This window comes from Bradyrhizobium sp. JYMT SZCCT0180 (assembly GCF_018130165.1).
Taxonomy (GTDB): Bacteria; Pseudomonadota; Alphaproteobacteria; order Rhizobiales; family Xanthobacteraceae; genus Bradyrhizobium.
Genome location: NZ_JAFCLZ010000017.1, coordinates 39,480 through 59,866, shown reverse-complemented (window position 1 = coordinate 59,866; position 20,387 = coordinate 39,480). Strand labels below are relative to the sequence as shown.

20 protein-coding genes are annotated in these 20,387 nt (G+C 63.1%); 6 read left to right on the top strand and 14 right to left on the bottom strand.

The genetic code is table 11. From position 1 onward, the window contains the following. Positions 1 to 29: 29 nt before the first annotated feature. Together JQ641_RS24340 and JQ641_RS24335 are read right to left on the bottom strand one after the other, a co-directional pair. On the bottom strand, positions 30 to 1,370 hold the full coding sequence (locus tag JQ641_RS24340) for an ABC transporter substrate-binding protein (protein ID WP_211998429.1): 1,341 nt from the start codon (positions 1,368 to 1,370) through the stop codon (positions 30 to 32). Between the two features lie 156 nt (positions 1,371 to 1,526). Continuing rightward, entirely contained in the window at positions 1,527 to 2,570 is a 1,044-nt protein-coding gene (locus JQ641_RS24335) for a C-terminal binding protein (protein WP_192737596.1), read from the bottom strand. A gap of 240 nt (positions 2,571 to 2,810) precedes the next feature. On the opposite strand from JQ641_RS24335, the gene JQ641_RS24330 reads away from it, so the two are divergent. Continuing rightward, the gene (locus JQ641_RS24330; RefSeq protein WP_211998428.1) at positions 2,811 to 4,496 is read left to right on the top strand and encodes a methyl-accepting chemotaxis protein; all 1,686 of its coding nucleotides are present in this window, start codon (positions 2,811 to 2,813) and stop codon (positions 4,494 to 4,496) included. A gap of 136 nt (positions 4,497 to 4,632) precedes the next feature. Next, entirely contained in the window at positions 4,633 to 5,976 is a 1,344-nt protein-coding gene (locus JQ641_RS24325; RefSeq protein ID WP_211998427.1) for an amidase, read from the top strand. Between the two features lie 170 nt (positions 5,977 to 6,146). On the opposite strand, the gene JQ641_RS24320 is transcribed toward JQ641_RS24325, so the two are convergent. After that, complete coding sequence (locus JQ641_RS24320) at positions 6,147 to 7,124, bottom strand: Bug family tripartite tricarboxylate transporter substrate binding protein (RefSeq protein ID WP_211998426.1); 978 nt, start codon at positions 7,122 to 7,124, stop codon at positions 6,147 to 6,149. Between the two features lie 110 nt (positions 7,125 to 7,234). Beyond that, complete coding sequence (locus JQ641_RS24315; protein WP_211998425.1) at positions 7,235 to 8,170, bottom strand: DMT family transporter; 936 nt, start codon at positions 8,168 to 8,170, stop codon at positions 7,235 to 7,237. 146 nt (positions 8,171 to 8,316) lie between these two features. Here JQ641_RS24315 and JQ641_RS24310 point away from each other — a divergent pair, with 146 nt between their 5' ends. Further along, entirely contained in the window at positions 8,317 to 8,733 is a 417-nt protein-coding gene (locus tag JQ641_RS24310; RefSeq protein WP_211998424.1) for a DUF1330 domain-containing protein, read from the top strand. Positions 8,734 to 8,919: 186 nt separating this feature from the next. On the opposite strand, the gene JQ641_RS24305 is transcribed toward JQ641_RS24310, so the two are convergent. The 10 genes from JQ641_RS24305 to JQ641_RS24260 all read right to left on the bottom strand — a co-directional run bounded on the left by JQ641_RS24305 (position 8,920) and on the right by JQ641_RS24260 (position 18,198). Then, positions 8,920 to 9,909, bottom strand: a complete 990-nt coding sequence (locus JQ641_RS24305) for a TRAP transporter substrate-binding protein (RefSeq protein WP_211998423.1) — start codon at positions 9,907 to 9,909, stop codon at positions 8,920 to 8,922. A 14-nt stretch (positions 9,910 to 9,923) separates the two neighbouring features. Next, positions 9,924 to 11,231 carry a TRAP transporter large permease gene (locus JQ641_RS24300; protein ID WP_211998422.1) on the bottom strand — a complete coding sequence of 436 codons (1,308 nt, stop codon included), beginning with the start codon at positions 11,229 to 11,231 and terminating at the stop codon, positions 9,924 to 9,926. A 1-nt stretch (position 11,232) separates the two neighbouring features. After that, entirely contained in the window at positions 11,233 to 11,778 is a 546-nt protein-coding gene (locus JQ641_RS24295) for a TRAP transporter small permease (protein WP_211998421.1), read from the bottom strand. Between the two features lie 203 nt (positions 11,779 to 11,981). Beyond that, positions 11,982 to 12,278 (bottom strand): antibiotic biosynthesis monooxygenase, encoded by a 297-nt coding sequence (locus JQ641_RS24290; RefSeq protein WP_192737587.1) that lies wholly within the window; start codon positions 12,276 to 12,278, stop codon positions 11,982 to 11,984. Positions 12,279 to 12,479: 201 nt separating this feature from the next. Then, a complete protein-coding gene (locus tag JQ641_RS24285; protein ID WP_211998420.1) occupies positions 12,480 to 13,475 on the bottom strand; it encodes an ABC transporter substrate-binding protein in 996 nt (331 codons plus the stop codon). A gap of 40 nt (positions 13,476 to 13,515) precedes the next feature. Then, positions 13,516 to 14,691 (bottom strand): alpha-hydroxy acid oxidase, encoded by a 1,176-nt coding sequence (locus tag JQ641_RS24280; protein WP_211998556.1) that lies wholly within the window; start codon positions 14,689 to 14,691, stop codon positions 13,516 to 13,518. Between the two features lie 151 nt (positions 14,692 to 14,842). Then, positions 14,843 to 15,643 (bottom strand): MlaD family protein, encoded by an 801-nt coding sequence (locus JQ641_RS24275; protein WP_211998419.1) that lies wholly within the window; start codon positions 15,641 to 15,643, stop codon positions 14,843 to 14,845. Positions 15,644 to 15,719: 76 nt separating this feature from the next. Beyond that, positions 15,720 to 16,646, bottom strand: coding sequence for a DMT family transporter (locus JQ641_RS24270; protein WP_211998418.1), 927 nt, complete (start codon positions 16,644 to 16,646; stop codon positions 15,720 to 15,722). Between the two features lie 163 nt (positions 16,647 to 16,809). Further along, positions 16,810 to 17,193 carry a helix-turn-helix domain-containing protein gene (locus tag JQ641_RS24265; protein ID WP_211998417.1) on the bottom strand — a complete coding sequence of 128 codons (384 nt, stop codon included), beginning with the start codon at positions 17,191 to 17,193 and terminating at the stop codon, positions 16,810 to 16,812. A 9-nt stretch (positions 17,194 to 17,202) separates the two neighbouring features. After that, a complete protein-coding gene (locus JQ641_RS24260) occupies positions 17,203 to 18,198 on the bottom strand; it encodes a LysR family transcriptional regulator (RefSeq protein WP_249150656.1) in 996 nt (331 codons plus the stop codon). A 251-nt stretch (positions 18,199 to 18,449) separates the two neighbouring features. Between JQ641_RS24260 and JQ641_RS38075 the strand changes: the two genes are divergently transcribed. The 3 genes from JQ641_RS38075 to JQ641_RS24245 are packed head-to-tail and all read left to right on the top strand — an operon-like array spanning position 18,450 to position 20,381. Beyond that, positions 18,450 to 19,583: a GNAT family N-acetyltransferase gene (locus tag JQ641_RS38075; protein WP_249150649.1), complete on the top strand. Its 1,134-nt coding sequence runs from the start codon at positions 18,450 to 18,452 to the stop codon at positions 19,581 to 19,583. Then, complete coding sequence (locus JQ641_RS24250; protein WP_211998415.1) at positions 19,580 to 20,185, top strand: isochorismatase family protein; 606 nt, start codon at positions 19,580 to 19,582, stop codon at positions 20,183 to 20,185. Before JQ641_RS38075 ends, JQ641_RS24250 begins: the two co-directional genes overlap by 4 nt. Continuing rightward, positions 20,178 to 20,381: a hypothetical protein gene (locus tag JQ641_RS24245; protein ID WP_211998414.1), complete on the top strand. Its 204-nt coding sequence runs from the start codon at positions 20,178 to 20,180 to the stop codon at positions 20,379 to 20,381. The genes JQ641_RS24250 and JQ641_RS24245 overlap by 8 nt, the downstream gene beginning before the upstream one ends. Positions 20,382 to 20,387: the final 6 nt, after the last annotated feature.

The following is a 20,387-nucleotide window of genomic DNA, read 5'->3' as shown; positions in this document are numbered from 1 at the left end:
ACGGAATTTACTTCTGCAACGGCGCGCCGTTACCGCTCCTGGCGCCGGAAGTAACGCTTCGCACGCTGCTCCGCCTCGGCGGCGGCGGCTTCCGGCGTCGAGGCGCCGGTCGCAACCGCTGCGCACATCTGCACCAGCACGTAATCGGCGCTGACAGCACCCGTCGCGGTCGAGATCGGACCCTTGTAGCCGTCGTAATACGTGCTCTGCATGGTGTTCTTGAAGATCGCGACCTTGGGGTCTTCCGACCAGACCTTGGCCTCGGAGTAGGCGGCCAGCGGCTGCGACCAGTAGCCGGAGTTGGCGTTGAGCCACGGCTCGTACTGGTCCTTTTCCAGCATGAATGTCAGGAAGGCCTTGGCGGCGTTGGGATACTGGCTGTGCTTGAACAGCATCGCGTTTAGCGTCAGGCCCGCCATCGGCGAGATCTTGGCGTTGCCCTTCGGCAGCAACTGATGCTCGCTGTCCTCGGCGATCGCCTTGGTCGCCGGATCGTTCTTCAGCGAGAAATACAACGAGACGCCGTTGGCGGTCAGCGAGATTTCCTGCGCGGAGTAGGCGCGGTTGTTGCTCACGTCGTTCCACGACGGCGTGCCGGCGATGAAGGTCGGGTACAGTTCCTTGACCCATTTCAGCGCGGCGATGGTCTCCTTGCTGTTGATGACGATGTTGCCGGATTCATCGAGCAGGGCAGCGTTATGCGACCACAGCACCCAGTTGGCAAAACCGTTGCCGTCGCCCTTGGCGTTGCCGAGCGCGAAGCCGGCAGGCTTGCCGGCCTTCTGCAGCTTCTGGCACAGTTCGAGAATTCCGGCGTGATCTTCCGGGACCTTGTCGTAGCCGACCGACTTCAGGATCGACTTGCGGTAGATCAGGGGGCCGGCGGTCGCGCCGAACGGCAATCCGATCCAGGCGTTACCCTTGCTGCGCTTGCCGTAGGTCTGCGCCAGCGGCAGCCAGCCGCCGTAGCGCTTGTCGAGGTAATCGGCGACGTCGCTCAGTTCGACCAGCTTGTCGGCGTAAATGTGCGGCGCGTCGGAGAAGCCGATGATCATGTCCGGGCCGGCGCCGGAATTCGAGGTCACCGCGGTCTGCTGGTTGATGTCTTCCCAGCCGACGAAGTCAACCTTGACCTCGACCCCGGTCTCCTTGGTGAACTTGGCGGCATTGGCGCGGAACACGTCCTCGTCGGCCTGCACGAAGCGGACCGGGCGCAGCATGCGCAAGGATGCGCCTTTTTCGATCGCAAACTTCGGCGCCGGAACATCGGCGGCCTTGATCGGTGATTGCGCCGATGCGCCGGTGGCGGCCAGCGCGGCGGCGGAAACACCCAGTGCCAGCGCCTCGCGGCGGGTAATATCGATCGTCATTATTATCGTCTCCCTGTTTTCTGCTCCCGGCGTTGATCGCCAATGAGCTCGCGGCCTCCGGTTCCTGGCGGAACCAAAGGGTATTTCTTTCTGGTGCGTCTTCCCGGGCGCGGACCGCTCTCCGCGTTGCCCGATAGATAGCGCGTTCAGCCGGCCCTAGCTGTTGGGCCCCCGGTCCATGCTGACAGGTTGCCAGCGACGAAGCGAGGTGTTTTGCAGCACCGACGGATTGACGCAGCTTACCGGCCACATGCCGGACAATACCAGTGACAATTCGTAGCCCACGCGGCGCTTGCGCGCCTCGTCGAATCGTGCCGATGCCGAGGCGACATGCGCCGTCAGCGTGACGTTTTCCATTGATAGCATCGGGTTGTTGTGTGACGGCGGCTCGGTTTCCAGCACGTCGAGGGCGGCGTGCGCGATCCAGCCCTCCTGCAGCGCCTTGATCAGCGCTTCCTCGTTCACGGTGGCGCCGCGGCCGGTATTGATGAAGATTGCGCTCTTCTTCATCTGCTTGAAGTGCTTCTCGCCGAGCATGTGATGCACCTCCGGCCGCGCCGGGGCGTGCATCGAGAGGAAATCCGACTGCGACAGCACCTCCGACAGGGTCGCCGGGAGCACGCCATGGTCGGAAATCAGGGTTTCCTGGATGAAGGGGTCATAGGCGATCATGCGCAGGCCAAACGGGGCTGCGCGCTTGGCGACCGCGCGTGCCACCCGGCCGAACGAGATGAAGCCGAGCGTCTGGCCCATCAGCCGCGGAATCTTCAAAAGCTGTGGCCGGCCTTCGGACCAGCGGCCGGTGCGGACCATCTTGTCCTGCTCGACCAGGCGGCGGAAGCCCGAGAGCAGCAGCATCATGGCGTGGTCGGCGACCTCCTCGATGAAGGTGTCGGGGATATTGGTGACGGGGATGCCGCGGGCGGTCGCGGCTTTGACGTCGACGCTGTCGACCCCGACGCTGCCGAGCGTGATGACCTTGCAATTATCGAGCGCGTCGATGACCGTTTTCGAGATCCGCATGCCCTTGGCGTAGATGGCGTCGGCGGTGCGGGCGGCGGCGATGAATTCCGCCTCGTTGGCCGGCGCTTCGATGATCTCGGCCCCGATCGGGTCCAGCGCCTCCATTTCATAGTCGTAGCCGCCGCCGGCGACCGTGAAACTCGCGCCTTTCGGCGTCAATATCCTGAATTTCGGCATTTCCTGCTCCCGATTTGACTCTTCGGTGTTGATTATGGCTGCGGCGGCGTGCCGCGGCCCCCCGAATTATAAACGTCCTGATCAGCTTCTCGCACAATCCCGCCGCATAGAGACCAATGCTTTTTGCATGTCCGGGCTTCTACGGAGCGGCTTCGTAACAAAGCGCTAAAGGCTCGCACGATAACGTGCGGCGAATCAATTCGCCAATCGCGTCCCGCGCGCATCCCCGGAGTGCCCCCCGTGAAGCTGACAAATCTGAAGATCACCCCCAAGCTTGGTATCTTGGTGGGGGTGACGCTGTTCGGCCTGTGCGCGGCCGGCGTGCTCGCGGGCTACCTGATGCAGCGCGAGATGCTGAACGCGCGCATCGACCAGACCAAGGCGATCGTCGATATGGCGCTCAACATGGCCGCCGGCCTGAAGAAAGAGGTCGATGCCGGCAAGATGACCAAGGAAGCGGCCATCGCCGAGTTCGGCAAGCGCGGAAACACCCTGACCTACGACAAGGGCGCCGGCTATCTGTTTGGCACCGCCTATAACGGCATCACCATCATGGCGCCCAATCCGGCGCAGGTCGGCACCAACCGCATGGACGTGGTGACCAACGGCCGAAAACTTTCCCAGGAACTGATGGATGGCGTCAAGGCCAACGGTTCGATCCTGCTCACCTACGAATACATGAAGCCCGGTGAGGAAAAGCCGATCCGCAAGATGGGCTACGCGGTGGCGGTCCCCGGCTTCGACATGTATGTCGGCACCGGCGCCTATCTCGACGATCTCGATGCCAAGCTGAAGCCGATCGCGTGGCTGCTGGGGCTCGCCATTCTCGGTATCGGCTTGATCGCGGGCAGCATCGCCTGGATGATCGGTCGCAGCATCTCAAAGCCGCTCGGCGAACTCGGCGCGCGCATGCAGGCGCTGGCCGACGGCAAGCTCGACGGTGAAATTCCCGGTCTCGGGCGCGGCGATGAGGTCGGCGCGATGGCGGCGACCGTGCAGATTTTCAAGGACAATGCGGTGCGGATCCGCGGCCTCGAACAGGCCGAAGCGGCGACACAGTCGCGAGCTGCAACCGAACGCCGGACCGCGATGGAGAACATCGCCAGCGATTTCGAGCGCAGCGTCAACGGCATCGTCCGCTCGGTATCGACGGCTGCCGCCGGCATGCAGACCACGGCGCAGTCGATGACGGCGACCGCCAGCGACGCCAGCGCGCGCGCGGCTACGGTTGGATCGGCATCGGAAAGCTCGTCCAACAATGTCGGCACGGTCGCGGCCGCTGCCGAAGAGCTGTCGAGCTCGGTGGCCGAGATCGCCCGCCAGGTGGCGCGTTCCAGCGAAATCGCCAGCAAGGCCGTCGGCGATGCCGAACGCACCAACTCCACCGTCCAGGCACTCTCCACCGGCGCCGAGAAGATCGGCGAGGTCGTCAAACTGATTCACTCGATCGCCGCGCAGACCAATCTCCTGGCGCTGAATGCGACGATCGAAGCGGCGCGCGCCGGTGAATCCGGCCGCGGCTTTGCGGTCGTCGCTTCCGAAGTGAAGGCTTTGGCCAACCAGACCGCGAAGGCGACCGAGGAAATCTCGGCCCAGGTCGCGGCGATGCAGGCTTCCACCAGCGAGGCGGTCTCCTCGATCGGCGGCATCAGCGAAACCATCGCGCAGATGAGCGAGATCACCGTGAGCATCTCGACGTCGATCGAACAGCAGGGCGACGCGACGCGCGAGATCGCGCGCAACATCCAGTCGGTGGCGGCGGGATCGAGCGAGATCAGCGCCCATATCGGCGGCGTCACCACGGCGGCGGCAGCCACCGGCAAGGCGGCGTCCGACGTGCTCTCGAACGCACGCGAGCTCGACAATCAGTCCGGCATGCTGCGCAACGCGGTCGACGAATTCCTCGTCAAGGTGCGGGCGGCGTAAGCAGTTCTCAGCGCTAATCTCTTCATGCCCGGGATTTCGCGAAGCGCGTCTTCGCGATGTCCCGGGCATGATGCTTTTGGACCGGGGGCGGGCCTGCTATTCTGCCTTCTTGAGCTAATTCTCCCCGGAAGCTGGCATGACCGATCGACGCGCGCGTCTATCCAATTCGGAAGCAGGGGTTCTTGAGCTTCTGCGCCTGTTTGGCGACAGCCAGCCCATGGCGGACGAATATGCGGCCTCGTGCCTGCAGAAGGCGAAAGCCCTCGAGCCCGCGCTGAAAGCGTTTGAATACCTGCCGGTCGATACCGCGCGGCGGCCAGGCCCGCTCTCGGGCATTCCGGTGGCGATCAAGGATATCATCGCCACGTCGGATATGCCGACGACGAACGGTTCGCCCGTCTATGCCGGTCAGGTTCCAACCGCAAATGCCTGGGTGGTCGAGCGGTTGCGCAATCTCGGCGCGACGATCTTCGGCAAGACGGTATCGACCGAATTCGCCTGGCGGCATCCGGGGCCGACGGTCAATCCCTGGAATCGCGAGCATACGCCGGGCGGATCTTCGTCGGGTTCGGCGGCCGCCGTTGCCGCGGGACTGGTACCGCTGGCGCTCGGCACCCAGACGCTCGGATCGATCATCCGGCCCGCCGCGTTCAACGGCATTGTCGGATTCAAGCCGAGCTTCGGCGCCATCCCTCGCATCGGCGTGCATCCGCTCAGCCCGTCGCTTGACCATGTCGGTTTCTTTGCCCGGCGCGTCGACGATGTCGCGTTCGCATTGTCGCATCTCGCCGGCTCGAGCGATCGCGATCTCCATGGCCGGCCGTTGTCCGCCTTTACCGTCGAGATTGACACCGGCCTGCCGCCGCTGAACAAGCCGCGGCTTGCCGTCGTGCGTTTTGCAAAATGGTCGCGCGTTGAAGGCGAGCAGCAGAAGGTGTTCGACGCTGCAATCGACAAATTGCGTGGCGAGGGCGCCATTCTGGAGGAGCTAGAATTACCCGAACTCGACGAGGCGAACTGGACGACGATCAATTGCATCCTGTCGAGCGAGGCTGCATTGATATTCGCGGATCTCGTCGCAAATTATCCGGACCGCACCAGTGATCACCTGAAGTCGCTCGTCGAGAGCGGCAAGACGCATTCGGCGAGCGGCTACCTTGCGGCCAGGGCGTTCCAGGACGCCTGGCGCCACAGGCTGACTTCGGAAATGTCGGGCTATGATGCCGTGCTGACCTTGCCGGCGTTTGGCGAAGCCCCGCGCGGGCTGCACTATACCGGCGACGCGGAATATTGCGCGCCGTGGACCTTGCTCGGCGTGCCGGCCGTCACCCTTCCGGCCGGATTCGGCAAGCATGGCCTTCCGCTCGGCCTTCAGATCGTCGGCCCGTATCTGAATGACCATCGTATGCTGCGGGTGGCGAAATGGATCGAGGCCACTTTAGGCTTCGAGCCAGGTATTCCGACCGGCCTCGCTTCGTAGGGTGGGCAAAGCGCAAGCGTGCCCACCATTGCAGATGACGGTCAATCGATAGATGGTGGGCACGGCGCGGAGCGCCTTTGCCCACCCTACGATCTCAAGTGCCAGACCTCATCCTGAGGAGGCCGCAAGGCGGCCGTCTCGAAGGATGAAGCCACCTGTGTCAGCCACGCCTACTGCTTCTCGATCCCCGCGTCGGCGATCAGCTTTTCCCACAGCACCAGCTGCTCCTTCAGGAACGTGTCGAACTCTTCCGGCGTGCTCGAGAAGGCCTCCATGCCGCGCTCGGCGAGCTGGCTCTTGATGTCCGGCCGCTCGATGACCTTGCGGATTTCCGCGTTCAGCTTGGCGACCATGTCCTTCGGCAAATTGGCCGGGCCGAAATAGCCCTGCCATGAGGTGATGTCGAAGCCCTTCACCGTGGCGTCCATCGTGGGGAGCTGTGGCAACAAAGCGGAGGGTTTCTTGGTGGTGACGGCCATCGCCTTCAGCGCCTTGGCATTGACGTGGGGCAGGCCGGTCGGAACGTCGATGAACATCATCGAGACGCGGCCGGCGATGACGTCGGTCAAGGCGGGCGGCGAGCTCTTGTAGGGCACGTGCAGCAAATCGATGCCGGCGAGGCGGGCAAACGTCGCGCCGGAGACGCTCGCCGACGAGCTGCCGCTGGCATAGGAGTATTTGCCCGGCTCCTTCTTCGCCAGTGCGATCAGCTCGGCGACCGAATTGGCGGGAACGTCGGGATGGATCACCAGCATGAAGGGCAGGTCGCCGGTGCGCGCGATCGGCGTGAAATCCTTGACCGGATCGTAGCTCATGGTCTTGAGCAGATACGGATTGGCCGAATGCGTCGTGTTGGTCGTCACGAACAGCGTGTAGCCGTCCGGCGCCGATCGGGCGACATAGCTTGCCGCGATCGAGCCGTTGGCGCCGGCCTTGTTGTCGATCACCATGCTGACGCCGAGCGAAACACCGATTTCCTTCGAGATCAGGCGCGTCGTGGTGTCAGTGCCGCTGCCGGCGGCGAACGGCAGCACCAGCGTGATGTTGCGGTTCGGATACGGAGCCTGCGCGGAAGCCGTTGATGCCAGCGCGAACAGCAGAGATGTTGCCGCCGCCATGCGCCGGTATCGTTTCAAGGACGCGATCATAGGGTCGTTTCTCCCGTTTGGTTTTTTTGAGGGGTTGGCGGGCAAGCTAGCCTGCCCGGAGGGAAAGCGGAAGCGGTACAGCATGGTCGAGAAGTCGCAGCCGCGCGTTTTCATTTCCGCGCCGAGCCGCGCCTTGACGCGATCACGACGCCGGCCAGCACCAGCGCATAGCCGACCAGGTGAAACAGCCGCAACTGCTCGCCGAGCAGCAGGATCGCCATCGCCGAGCCGAACACGGGCACCAGATGGAAGAACGGCGCGGCGCGGTTCGGCCCGATCAGCGCCAGGCCGCGGTTGAAGAACGTGTAGGCCAGCGTCGATGGAAAGATCAGGACATAGGCCAAAGTGGCCAGCGTCAGGAAATCGAATTTCAGCACGGCACCGGTCGAAAACTCCCAGACCGAGAACGGCACCAGCATCATCGCGCCGCAGCAGGTGGTGAAGGAGATCAGCGATAACTGATGCGTCACCGGGCGGCGCAGCATCAGCGCCGAGTAAAGCCCGAACGACACCAGCGATGAGCCGAACATCACGTCGCCCTTGTTGAAGCTGATGCTGGCGAGCGCTCCGAAATCGCCGCGCAGGATGATGGTCAGGACGCCCATCAGCGAAAGGGCAATGCCGGCCAGCTGCGCGCCGGTCAGCCGCACCCCGAACAGGACCAGCGACCACATCGCCACGAATAGCGGGCCGGACGACTGGATCAGCAGCGCGTTCAGCGCCTGGGTGTACTGCATTGCCCAGAAGGAGATCGCGTTGTTGTAGGCAAAGCCGATCAGCGAGAGGAACAGCATCAGCGGCAGATGCGCGCGCAAAACCTTCCAGTCGCGCTTGAGATGCGGCCAGGCAAACGGCAGCAGGATCAGGAAGACACCGAACCAGCGGATCGTAGTCAGCGTGATTGGCGGCACGTGATCGCCGACATGCCGCGCCAGCACGATGTTACCGGCCCAGAACAGCGAGGTCAGGGTCAGCAGGATATAAGGCTGGTTGTTGAGCCAGCCGACCGGATCGCGGGCGGGCGGCAGTGGCGCGGGGCTGGTCATGGTCTCGCGGGAGTTGTGCCGGATTTTCGCTGCGCGACAAGGCCTGAGTCTGCAATGCTACTATGGCTGCAATGCTACAATGTCCTGAATTCGTCTGAGTCGGCCGGGAGCAGGTCATTTAGGAGCAAGTCACTTAGGAGTAAGTCATGGGCGTCGATCTGTTGAATGTCAGGGGCCTCAACGAGCTGGCGCATCAGGGGCCGGTCGTGATGGTCAATCTGATGCGGTTCCGCGAACGCTCGCTCGACGGTGACGGGTCGGGGTGGGATGCCTATCTGCGCTACAGCGCGCTCACCGTGCCGATGATCAAGGCGCGCGGCGGCACGCTGCTTTGGACCGGCGACGCCAAGGCGGTCGCGCTCGGCGCGCAGGAAGGTAACCAGTGGGATTATCTGGCGCTGGTGTATTACCCCGACGTCGCTGCTTTCATCGAGATGATGACGTCGGCGGATTACGAAAACCGCTGCGATGCGCACCGCCACAATGGCTGCGCCGAGCATGTGATCATTTGTACGAATGAGGCGTACAGCAAGTTCGGGATTGGGCCGTCGCCGTCATCCTGAGAGGGTGGCCGAACAAGGCGCCGGCGTTTTCGGGTCTTGCCCAATGGGTTGAAAACGATTCCCATCTCTCGTCATGCCCGGCCTTGTGCCGGGCATCCACGTCTTAACTTTACGTGACAAGCAAGACGTGGATGGCCGGGACAAGCCCGGCCATGACGCATTCCTCGTAACAGAGAAACGATCGTCCTACTTCTTATACGCGGAGATCACGGCTTCCCCATCGGCGCCGGCCTTTTTCGACCAGTCGGCCGTCAACTGCTCTCCGATTTTCTCAAGGCCGGACTTCAGCGCCGGAGGCACCGGCAGCACCTTCATTTTATTCGCCTGAAGCTGTTCAAGATACCACTTCGCCTTTTCTTCGTTGAGCTTCCAGCCGCGTTCTTCGGCGACAGCGGCCGCCTTGAGGATCGCTTCCTGGGTCGGCTTGTCGAGCGCGTCGAAAGCCGCCTTGTTCACGAAGGTGACGTTCTTCGGAATCCAGGCCTGCGCATCATAGAAATGCGTCATGGTTTCCCAGGCCTTGCTGTCGTAGGCGGTCGAGCCCGAGGTCATGAACGAGTTGACAACGCCGGTCGCCAGCGCCTGCGGCAGTTCCGCCGCCTGGATGGTGACAGGCTGCGCGCCGACGAGTTCTGCGATGCGCGAGGTGCCGACATTATAGGCGCGAAACTTCAGGCCTTTCATGTCCTCGACGGTGTTGAGTTCTTTCTTGGCAAAAATGCCCTGCGGACCCCACGGCACCGCGAACAGCAGCATCAGGCCTTGCGAGGCGAGCTTCTTTTCGACGGCGGGTTTTGACGCCAGCCACAGCTTCTTGGCCGCCGGATAGCTCGTCGCCATGAACGGGACGACATCGACGCCGAACAGCGGGTCTTCGTTCTCATGCAGCGAGATCAGGACCTCGCCCGCCTGCGCCTGACCGGTTGCGACCGCGCGCTTGATTTCCGGCGCCTTGAACAGCGACGCCGCCGGATGCACGGTGATCTGCAGCTTGCCGCCGGTGGCGTCGCCGACGTCCTTGGCAAACGCGATCAGATTGACCGAATGCGGATTGTCCGCCGGATAGGCCGCCGGAAGATTCCATTTCGTCTGCGCGGTTGCGGGAGCGACCGTTGCGGAAACCGCAAGCGCCGCGACGCCGGCAGCGATTGCGCACGTTTTAACAAGCCTCAACATGACAATACCTTTCTCTAGCCAGGGAACGCGATCCGCGGCAGCAGCATCACGATAGCAGGAAAGACCGTGATGATGGCAACCGCCACAACGAGCAAAAAGAAGAACGGCAGGGCGGCCTTGGCGACCGTGTTGGAATCCTTGCCGCTCATGGTTTGCAACACGAACAGATTGAAGCCGACGGGCGGAGAGACTTCAGCCATTTCCACCACCAGCACCAGGAAAATGCCGAACCAGATGAGATCGAAGCCGGCCTGCTTCACCATCGGAATAACGATGGCCGTGGTTAGCACGATCATGGAAATGCCGTCGAGGGCCGTGCCGAGCACGATGTACATGACGGTGAGCGCCGCGATCAGCGCATAGGGACTGAGCTGCAGACCGTTCACCCAGTTCGCCAGCGCCAGCGGGATGCCGGTATAGGCCATCGATGTGCCCATGTAGGAGGCGCCTGCCAGGATCAGCAGGATCATGCAATTGACCCGCGTCGCGCCCATCACGCTGGCCCAGAACGCTTCCCACGTCAGCGCGCCCTGCCACCATGCGATCGCGAGCGATCCCAAAACGCCCCAGGCCGCACATTCCGTCGCCGTCGCCCAGCCCATCAGCAACGACAGAAAGACGAAAGCGATCAGCAGCAGACAGGGGAACAGATTGAGCGATTCCGAGATGCGCTTGCGAAAGCTCATCGGCGGGTCGGCCGGCGGCGTCCGCTTCGGATTGGCAAGCGACCAGACGGCGATGTAGCCGGAGTAAAGCGCCATCACCAGCAAGCCCGGCAGAAAGCCGGCGAGGAAGACCTGAATGATGGAGACGTTGGCCTGCACGGCGTAGACCACCATGGTGATCGACGGCGGGATCAGAATGCCGAGCGTGCCGGCGCCGGCCAGCGAGCCGAGGCTCAGGCCTTCGTCATAGCCGCGCTTCTTCAGCTCGGGCAGCGCGATCTTGGCGACCGTGGCGCAGGTCGCGGCCGATGATCCGGAGACGGAGCCGAACACGCCGCAGGCGAGCACGTTGACGTGCATCAGCCGGCCCGGCAGCCAGTTCAGCCACGGCGCAAATCCGCGAAACATTTCTTCCGAGAGCCGCGTGCGAAAGAGAATTTCGCCCATCCAGATGAACAGCGGCAGGGCGGCGAGCGACCACGACGCGCTGTTGCCCCACACCGTTGTCGCCAGCACGCTGCCCGCCGGAATGGCGCCGCCGGCGAATTGCATGCCGGCCCATCCCGTCGCCAGCAAGGCGACGCCGATCCAGACGCCGCCACCGAGCAGCAGCGCCAGAAATCCCAGCAGGATGGCGGCGATCGAGAGCAGTTCCATGTCAGACCCCGCTCTGCATGGCGCGTTCGACGATCTCTTCGGCGCTCTTTGGTTTCGGCAATTCGTAGCGCGGCGGAAAACCGCGCAGCACGTGGATCAGCTCGTCGACAAAGGCGATGAAGAGAATCACGAGGCCGCCACTGTAGCCGAGCTGCGGGATCCACAGCGGCACCGCGATGACGCCTTGCGAGATGTCGAAAAATTTCCACGACTGCCAGGTCATGACCGAGGCGTTCCAGGCGAAAAAGCCGATGAAGCCGGTGCCGACCAGCAGCGCGGCGATCTCCACATAATGGCGGACGCCGTCGCTGAGGCGGTCGATCAAAAGACCGACGCGGATCATCTCGCCGTGCTTGAACGTATGGGCGAGCCCGAGGAAGGCGGTGGCCGCCATGCACCAGGAGATGAAATCGTCGCCCGCCGGAATGTTGATGCCGAGCGGCCGGCCGGCCGAAAGCAGCATCATCAGCACGAAAATCGCAATCAGGAAAAGTCCGGCGAGATAGCCGGAGAACAAATAGAGCCGATCGAGAAACAGGCGGATCATCGTGTGTTCTTTCCCCTCACGCGCAGATTGCCCGGAAGCAATAGACGTACCACTTCAGCCAACCGTCGCTGGCCGGAAATGCCCCGTCAGCCGTGCTCGAAACGGGCGACTGAAGTCAATCCCGAAAAGCGCGGGCAGGGTTTCCGAGTTGTTCAGAACCGTCAATGGGACGTTCTGAGAATGCCGAACAAGGCCGCCACGAACTATTTCAGCGCCAGGACGACCTCACCCGCCGCCGGATCGGTGACGCCGAGGCCGCCGCCGAGGTCTTCGAGCGTATCGCGAAAGGAATTGAGGGTAGCGATCATATTCGGCCGCGCCGCGACGCACGCGTCCATGTCTTTCCACTCGGCGATAATGCAGTAGGAGCGGTCGCCGGTCTTGATGATGTTGGCGTGCGTCAGGCCCGGCCACGTCGCTTCAACGTTCTTGTGGGCATCCAGAAATTCCTGATCGCGTCCTGGTTTCACCCGGAAACGCACCGTATTGAAAGCGGTCATCGGCCTTCTCCCCTCGCCTTTGAGGGGCCGAGGATACCCAGCCTGCACAGGGTTGGGCAATACAATAGGGGCCCCCTGACCCGCCGCGCGAGCAGTCCTGTGCCTGCAATGCGAGAATGTCCTGAACTCGTCTGACCGGCTGACCTTGCGCCTCTTTGGTCAGCCCCGCGGTCGATTGGTCGGGACGGCGATTCCCAACTCTCATTCAATCACCTCGTCGGCGCGCACAAGGATCGAGGGAGGAATGCTCAGGCCGAGCGCCTTTGCGGTCTTCAGGTTGACCCCAAGTTCAAACTTTGTCGGTTGCTGGACCGGAAGATCGGCGGGCTTCGCGCCCTTCACGATCCTGTCGACGTAGCTGGCGGCGCGCCGAAGCATGTCCGGCGTGTTGGCGCCGTAGGCCAGCAGCGCGCCTGCGCTGGCAAGTCCGAACGGCGGTGCGGCAAACACCGCCGGCAGCCGGTGCCTGGCGGCCGCCTCGATGATCTGGACGCGGTTCACGAAGAACATGCCCTCGATCGTCGACACCAGGAGCCCGTTGGCTTGTTCCCGCGCTTGCGCGACGGCGCCTTCGAGGTCGCCCGGCTGGCGTGCCTCCACCGGGTGGACGGTGAAGCCCAGGGCCGGGGCCGCCGCCTGCACCTCCTTCAACACGAGCGTCGCATCGAGGACTGCCGGGTTTACGAGTACAGCAAGCCGGGACAGGCCGGGAATGGCCTCCTTGCACAATTCGACGTTCTTGCCGACTTGCTCGACCATCAAGTTGGAAAAGCCGGTGATGGTTCCGCCAGGCCGCTGAAGGCTCGCGACGAACCCGAACCCGACAGGATCGGACACGTTCGCCATCACGATGGGGATCGTCGTGGTCGCCTGCTTCAGGAGCCGCACGACCGTCGCGGAGGGCGCCACGATGACATCGACCTTGAGCCGCAGCAGCTCTTCGGCAATGCCGGGCGCAAGCTCGACCTTTCCCTCCGCGAAGCGTGCCTCGATTGCGATCGTCTCGCCCTCGACATAACCGAGCTCACGCAGCCCCTGGCGGAACGCCTCCTGAAACGGCGCTACCTCCGATCGGGAAGCAATCCAGACAATGCCAACGCGCGGAATTACCGACTTCTGCCCATGTGCTGTGAGCGGCCACAGCGCCGATCCGGCCAAAACCCTGGCGAAGTCCCGCCGATGCAACAACGCCGCCATCGAACCCTCCGTCATGAGCAAGCACGTCTCAGAACCGGCTCTAGAACTTCCGCACCAGATCCGGCGTGATCTCGCTGATGCTGCGAATGCCGAGCAGCGCGAGGTCGCGGTCGATCTCGGCATGGAGCAGGCTGATGGCGCGCTGCACGCCGGCCTCGCCGCCGGCGATCGCAGCATAGAGGAAGGGACGGCCGACCCAGACGAAATGGGCGCCGAGCGCCAGCGCCTTGATCACGTCGGTGCCGCGGCGGATGCCGCCGTCGACCATGACGGTCATGCCTTTCGCCTCGGCCGCAATCTCCGGCAGCGTGCGCAGGCCCGACATCGTGTAGTCGAGCTGGCGGCCGCCATGGTTGGAAAGCATCACGCCATCGACGCCGCTCTCGCGCGCGATCCGGGCGTCGGTGGGCGAGACCAGTCCCTTGACGACGAGCTTGCCCTTCCAGCGCTTGCGGATCAGTTCGACATGCTTCCAGGCCAGCTGGTCGCGGGCGCCGATGTTGCGCATCAGATTCTTGGCCAGCACCGGCGGGCCGCGCTGCGCGTCCATGTTCTCGAAATGCGGCATGCCGTGGTTCTTCACGGTGCGCAGCCAGGTGCCGAACAGCCAGTGCGGATGGGTCACCGTGTCCCAGGCGACGCGCGGCGTGATCGCCAGTGGCACCTGAAAGCCGTTGCGGATGTTGTTCTCGCGGTTGGGCGGTACCGGCACGTCGGCGGTGACGACGAACGTGTCGTAGCCGGCCGCGGCGACCCGGTCGACCAGCGGCTCGATACGGGCGGGCAGGCCCGCCAGATAGGCTTGGTACCAGGCGGCCGGATTTTCCCGGCGCACGTCCTCCAGCGTGATCAGCGAGGAGGCGGAGAGAATCATCGGCACGTTTTCGGCGGCCGCCGCCCGCGTCAGCACGATGTCGCCGCGATAGGCGCACAGCGCCGAGGAGCCCATCGGCGGAATGCCGAACGGCGAGGCGTAGGCCTTGCCGAACAGCGTCGTGGTCTGGTCCCGGCCGGAGACGTCGTTGAGCACGCGCGGCACGAAGCCGTATTCGTCAAAGGCCGTGCGGTTGTCGCGGACCGCGGCGTCGGTCTCGGCGCCGCCGGCGATATAGCCATAGAGGAATTTCGGAATCCGCCGCCGCGCCGTCGCTTCGAAATCGTCGAGCGAGAGATAGCGTTTCAGGTGACGTGGAACCGCGCTCGTGGCCCGGGTCACTGTTGCGGGCGGAGCGGTCAGGCCAGCGGATTTATCGAGCACGGCGGAGCAGTCCCTGTTCTTGGTTATTATCGGGGCAAGACGCTACAGCATGATCCGGAAAAGTGCGAAGCGGTTTTCCGAAAAAGATCATGCTCAAACAAAGAGCGCTTTAGCGTCTGGCGGGGGGCGCGGCAAACTTGCTGCTGTTGATGGACTGGCTGAGATCGATCAGCATTTTCCGGGCTTCTTTCAGCGCCGTGTCGGACTTCTTGTCGAAGCTTACGATCAGTTCGCGCATCGAAATCACGGTCGGCAACAGGTCGCCGCCATATTTGTCGCTGCCGAGCCCGCCGAGGAAATCCCTGGTCTTGGTCAGCGCTCCGTCGACCGCATTGATGCCGTCATCGGCGGTGCCGATGATGTTGCTGATCCGCTCGCCACTGCCGGACAGCGAGGCGGTGAACGTTTCGAAATTGCGCAGCGTGTCTTTCACCGCGACTTCATTGTCGGCGATGATCTTGTCGACGTTGCGCAGCGCCACGCGGATTCTTTCCTGCATGTCCAGCAGTCCTTCCGGATCCGCGGTCAGTTCGGGAATGCCGTCGGCGCCGAGTGGTGGCGGATCGACCGTGCCGCCGGTAAAGGAGATCGCGGCGATGCCGGTCAGGCCCTGGAATTCGAGGCCGACCTGGGTGTCCCGGCGCACCGGGGTGTTGCCGTCGATCATCGTGAGCACGACGACGCGGCGGGGATTATCCAGTTTCATCGACACCACTTCGCCGACCCGCACGCCGGCGAAATTCACGCTGCCGCCCTGGCGCAGGCCGGAGGCGGAGCCCTCGAAGATCACCCGGAACGGCGTCTTCTGCTTATTGCCGGCAAATTTCTGATAGCCAAGGAACGAGCCGAGCGACCCGGCGATCAACGCCAGGGTCAAGGTCCCGATCATCAGATTGCTGGCGCGCGCCATTAGCGAAATCCTGCGAAGCAGGCCCAATAGATAACGGATTTGCCGCTGCAAGTCACCGCAACCGGGCTGTCCAAAACTAGCTGGGCTGCTTTCGCGACGCCACAAAAACACCGGTCAGGACCAGCGCAAACCCCAGGAAGTGGAAAGGCTGCGGGTGCTCGCCGAGGAAGGCGATCGACATCACGGTTCCGAACACCGGCACCACGTGAAAGAAGGGGGCGGCGCGGTTGGCGCCGATCAGCTGCACGCCGCGATTGAAGCAGAGATAGGCCAGCGTCGAGGGAAACAGCGCCACATAAAACAGCGTCAGCAGGTTGGCGGTGTCGATCCGCATCAGGGGCCGTGCGAACAGTTCCCACATGAACAGCGGGATCAGGCACGCAGCACCTGCGCCGAAGGTGAAGGCGACGAACGACAGGCCATGGATGGCCGGGCGTTTCAGCGACAGCACCGAATAAAGCCCGAAGATCGCCAGCGCCACGGTGAAGATGAGGTCGCCTTTGTTGAACTCGATGTTCTTGAGCGTGGTGAGATCGCCGTGCAGCAGGATCACCAGCACGCCGGCCAGCGACAGCAGAACCCCGCCGGCCTGGGCCAGCGTCAGGCGCACGCCGAACAGGACCAGCGACCACACTGCGACGATCAGCGGCGCGGCCGACTGCAGCAGCAGCGTGTTCAGCGCCTGGGTGTGTTCGAGCGCCCAATATTGCAGGGTGTTGAAGGCGCCGATGCCGGTGATCGAGAGCACGATCATCGTGCCGAGACGGCCGCGGATCGCGGCCCAGTCGCGCACCAGATGTTTCCAGGCAAAGGGAAGAATGATCAGGAACGCGAACGTCCAGCGCAGGAACGACAGCGTTATCGGCGGGATATGGCCGGCGGCCAGCCGCCCGACGATGGCGTTGCCGGCCCAGCACAGCGCGGTGATGCTGAGCAACAAATAAGGCTGGTTGGCGATCCAGGTCGCGGGCTGCGCGGGCGCGTTGGGTTCGGAAGCAGACATTCGCAAAGACAAGGCCCGGTTCATGACGCCGCGGCCCGCCCGGCGACAGAAGCCAGGCCGGAGAAGGTCGCCCGGCCTGTGTCACAGACACCGATTTGCCGGGTTCATCAATGGGGCAGATGCATCGCGACCATGCGCGGAGGGAGATGCGCGGGCGTTCCGGTTAACCCGCCTGGTCGGGGCCCGCGGCCTGACGCTTGACGATCTGTTCGGCGAGCTGGATCAGCATCCGCTTGGTATTGTTGTCCTGCACTTCGCGGAACACGCGCAGCAAACGCAGTTCGAGCAGCGCCTGCATCGTATCGGCATTGGCGTTACCGGATTGCGGCTTGGTCGACGGCGACAGGCCCTCGAACAGATCGTGGGAAACGCCGAGCGCGTCCGCCACCTGCATCAGGCGGCCGACGCTGACGCGGCCCGACCCGTTGTTGGTTTTCGGCGTCGGCTGGCCGGCGAGTACTTCCGCAAGATCGTCCTGCGAAAGCCCGAGCGCGAGCCATCGCGCCTTCACCAGTTGATCGATTTGCCCGTCGGTCGACTTGCTCATTTGTCTCGCTCAGCCAATCTTTGACCGTGATTCTTTCATGAAACCAGCGAACAGATTCACCAGCGGCTCACCCTTGTAGGTTTTCTGCAAATCGTTGGGATGGACAAACTCATCCCGAAACCACGGATATTTGCGGCCGTCGAACGCCTGGATGGTCCAGTCGATCAATTGCTTGACGCGTGGAATCCGCTTCGCATCGGGATGGTAGGTGAGCCAGATATCGAGCGGAAACTGGACGCCGAGATCGAGCGGAATCAGGGGCCCGGCGATCGCCGGTATGTAGGTCGGCAACCAGCCGATGCCGGCGCCTTTGGAGACGGCCCAGACATGCGCGCTGGAGACGTTGTTGCGCATCGCGACAAAGCCGAGCTGTTCGCGTGCGGCATGCCGCTCGTACATCTCCTTGCCTTTGGTCTGTTCTGATTCCTGAATCACCATGCGATGGTTCTGCTGCAGGTCGTCCAGGTCTGTCGGCATGCCGTAGATTTCGACATAGGACGGACTGACGAACGGCATGATGTGAAGCCGGCCGATCTTGACGCGCTTCAGGTTGGGATTGGCGGGCTCCTCGAGTTGCACCGCGACATCGGCTTCGAGCCGGAGCACGTCCGCGGATCGCATCTCGCATTTCAGATCGACCAGCAGTCCGGAATAGACCCGCTGGAATTCGACCAGCCGGGGCGCCAGCCAGAACGTGCCGAGCCCCTCGGTCACGGCAAGCCGGACCTCGCCGGTGAGCGCAGGCGTCGCCCGGCTTAGCGCGCGGTCGAGCCCGAAGGACGCCTCTTCCATCCGTTTGGCGGCGTCCAGAACCGCTTCGCCTTCCGGCGTCAGCCTGATGCCGTCGACGTGGCGCGTCATCAGCGGCGTCTTGTAGGCCGTCTCCAGGACTGAAATGCGCTTGCTGAGGAAATTGGCGGACATGCTCAGCTCCGCAGCTGCAGCGCGGAAGCTTCCGGTTCTGGCGACCGCCAGGAAAATCCGGACCAGATCCCAGTTCGCCATTCGTCCCGGCATGTGCGCGCCGCTGTGCGCGCCCCTGCGCTCACCTGAGTGCATACAAATCGCCTCGTTTATCGCCTTCTAATTTAAGGGAACCATATTTCTATTCTTGGCAGAAAATTCAGCCTTACACAATCAAGAGACGATCAATGAACGCGCTCGACATCGATCTGATCAGAAAATCCGCCCGGGAGCACGCTCGCGCCAGCCGCTCGGTTCCCGCCAGCCGCTCTACGGCCCATTCTCTCGAGAGAATGACCAATCTTCAAGTGGCCAGACGCACGGTGATTTTCACCGTCGGGGCGGCCGGCATCGCGGCGCTGGTTGATAGGGCCCGCGCCGACATACCGGGATTAACCAAAAACGAAATCCTCCAGGCGGCGGCACGCCACAACCCCGATATTTTCTGGGCCATCGCGCGAAGCGACCGGTTCGACATCAGCGACCCCAAGGGCGAAGGCTTCCTTGCGGTGTTGCCGCTAACCCACGAGGGCATGCGCCGGCTGCTCGACGGCCGGCTCAACACCAAGGATCCCGAGCTGTGCTATGTCGCGCGGCAATCGGAACGTCCGGCCGGCATCTATGTCTGGGCGATCCATGCCAAGGGTACGCTCGCGGCAGCGATCCCGCTGGTGCTGCAGAAAATCTCCTCGCCGCTCTACCAGGGCGTCAACCTCTATTCGCGTCCCATCACCAAGGGCGGTCTGCGGGTGCTGGAGCCGCTCGGCTTCCAGCCGGGCGCAAGTTACGAGGAATTGTTCGCGCCGCATCTGCAGATGTTCGACCGCTCGAAGGATCTTCCGCTGGTCAAGCCAATGCCGCCCGAGCCGGTCACCGTCGAGGTCGTCCGCTCGATGGACGAGATGGCGCGCGTCATTGCGATCCGCGGAGCGGTCTACATGGGCGAACAACATTGCCCGTTTGAAGAGGAATTCGACGGCAACGATTTCTCCGCCACCCATCTGATCTGCCACAAGGATGGCGAGCCGGTCGGCTGCATGCGGATCCGTTACTTTGCTGGTTTCGCCAAGCTCGAACGACTGGCCGTCCGCAACGAAAGCCGCAACGCCGGCTTGGCCGGCCAGATCGTGGACACGGCCATCGAGCTGTGCCGGAAGAAGGGCTACCGCGTGCTGTACGCGCATGCGCAGGCCCGGCTGCTCGGCTTCTGGCAGCAACGTGGCTTCAAGCGCTCGCCCGGCCGCAAGTTCGTATTTTCCGACTTTGACTATGTCGAGGTCAAACTCGAGACCGAGAAGCATCCGCAATGTATCACCCTCAACGATGATCCCTACGTGCTCATTCGTCCCGAAGGCCGCTGGGATAGACCAGGCATCCTCGAAAAATCCACCAGCCGGGGAACTTGCGAAGCGGCGGATGTCCAATGAGTTCGGTCATTGATCTGCGCACCTATGTCGGCGCCTCGCGTGGCCGCCTGCTGATCATGGTCGACCTGCAGGAGAAAAACTACGCCGCATTGGCCAGGGACAACGCGCGCGACATCCAGCGGTCGATGAACAACTGCATGGCCGCGATCCGGCATGCGCGCGAGTTCGCCATACCGATCGCGTTCACGCGGCAGGCCGAGGGGCGGGGCGATGGCCCGGGCATACTTGAACGCTCGAGCCAGTCGGCCTGGATTTCCGGTCTCGAGCCGCGGCGGTCGGACATGGTGTTCGAGCGCCAGCAGCCGTCCTGCTACAGCAATCATCTGTTCGAAAGCGTGGTCTCGCAGGCCGGAAGCTTCGCCATTGCCGGTCTCGTCGCCGAGGAAACCTGCCTTGCGACGGCGATGGATGCCGCGCGCAGGGAGCACAGCGTCACCTTCCTGAGCGACGCATCCGTGAGCCGGTCGCGGCCCAATACCGATGCCGCCACCGTGCATGTGCTCGCCACAAGGGCGATCGAACTTTTCGCCGACGTCGCCACCACGGGCCAGTGGCTGGTCGCGACGTCGCAGCGACCTCTCAAAGGGCATCGCTATGGATGAGTTAAGTGCGCGTCGTTTGCGTAATGTGCTTCCGGTGCTGGTAGAGCAGCGCAATTTGCTGGTTTCCGGCGGCGTCTCCTTTGCCGGCCACCTGGTCGATCTTGCGATCATGCAGCTGCGCCTCTCGCTGCACGAGATCTCCGAGGACGAATTATCCGAGTTCTCAAACGTGCTCAGCGGCGAACGCAGAGATTGAACCCCG

Excerpts from the sequence above, each read along its gene's own strand:
- JQ641_RS38075 (WP_249150649.1), top strand. The coding sequence starts at position 18,450 with ATGACCAATCTTCAAGTGGCCAGACGCACGGTGATTTTCACCGTCGGG.
- JQ641_RS24320 (WP_211998426.1), bottom strand. The coding sequence starts at position 7,124 with ATGATCGCGTCCTTGAAACGATACCGGCGCATGGCGGCGGCAACATCT.
- JQ641_RS24295 (WP_211998421.1), bottom strand. The coding sequence starts at position 11,778 with ATGATCCGCCTGTTTCTCGATCGGCTCTATTTGTTCTCCGGCTATCTC.
- JQ641_RS24265 (WP_211998417.1), bottom strand. The coding sequence starts at position 17,193 with ATGAGCAAGTCGACCGACGGGCAAATCGATCAACTGGTGAAGGCGCGA.
- JQ641_RS24300 (WP_211998422.1), bottom strand. The coding sequence starts at position 11,231 with ATGGAACTGCTCTCGATCGCCGCCATCCTGCTGGGATTTCTGGCGCTG.
- JQ641_RS24310 (WP_211998424.1), top strand. The coding sequence starts at position 8,317 with ATGGGCGTCGATCTGTTGAATGTCAGGGGCCTCAACGAGCTGGCGCAT.
- JQ641_RS24270 (WP_211998418.1), bottom strand. The coding sequence starts at position 16,646 with ATGTCTGCTTCCGAACCCAACGCGCCCGCGCAGCCCGCGACCTGGATC.
- JQ641_RS24275 (WP_211998419.1), bottom strand. The coding sequence starts at position 15,643 with ATGGCGCGCGCCAGCAATCTGATGATCGGGACCTTGACCCTGGCGTTG.
- JQ641_RS24315 (WP_211998425.1), bottom strand. The coding sequence starts at position 8,170 with ATGACCAGCCCCGCGCCACTGCCGCCCGCCCGCGATCCGGTCGGCTGG.
- JQ641_RS24340 (WP_211998429.1), bottom strand. The coding sequence starts at position 1,370 with ATGACGATCGATATTACCCGCCGCGAGGCGCTGGCACTGGGTGTTTCC.
- JQ641_RS24260 (WP_249150656.1), bottom strand. The coding sequence starts at position 18,198 with ATGGCGAACTGGGATCTGGTCCGGATTTTCCTGGCGGTCGCCAGAACC.
- JQ641_RS24245 (WP_211998414.1), top strand. The coding sequence starts at position 20,178 with ATGGATGAGTTAAGTGCGCGTCGTTTGCGTAATGTGCTTCCGGTGCTG.
- JQ641_RS24305 (WP_211998423.1), bottom strand. The coding sequence starts at position 9,909 with ATGTTGAGGCTTGTTAAAACGTGCGCAATCGCTGCCGGCGTCGCGGCG.
- JQ641_RS24335 (WP_192737596.1), bottom strand. The coding sequence starts at position 2,570 with ATGCCGAAATTCAGGATATTGACGCCGAAAGGCGCGAGTTTCACGGTC.
- JQ641_RS24325 (WP_211998427.1), top strand. The coding sequence starts at position 4,633 with ATGACCGATCGACGCGCGCGTCTATCCAATTCGGAAGCAGGGGTTCTT.
- JQ641_RS24290 (WP_192737587.1), bottom strand. The coding sequence starts at position 12,278 with ATGACCGCTTTCAATACGGTGCGTTTCCGGGTGAAACCAGGACGCGAT.
- JQ641_RS24250 (WP_211998415.1), top strand. The coding sequence starts at position 19,580 with ATGAGTTCGGTCATTGATCTGCGCACCTATGTCGGCGCCTCGCGTGGC.
- JQ641_RS24285 (WP_211998420.1), bottom strand. The coding sequence starts at position 13,475 with ATGGCGGCGTTGTTGCATCGGCGGGACTTCGCCAGGGTTTTGGCCGGA.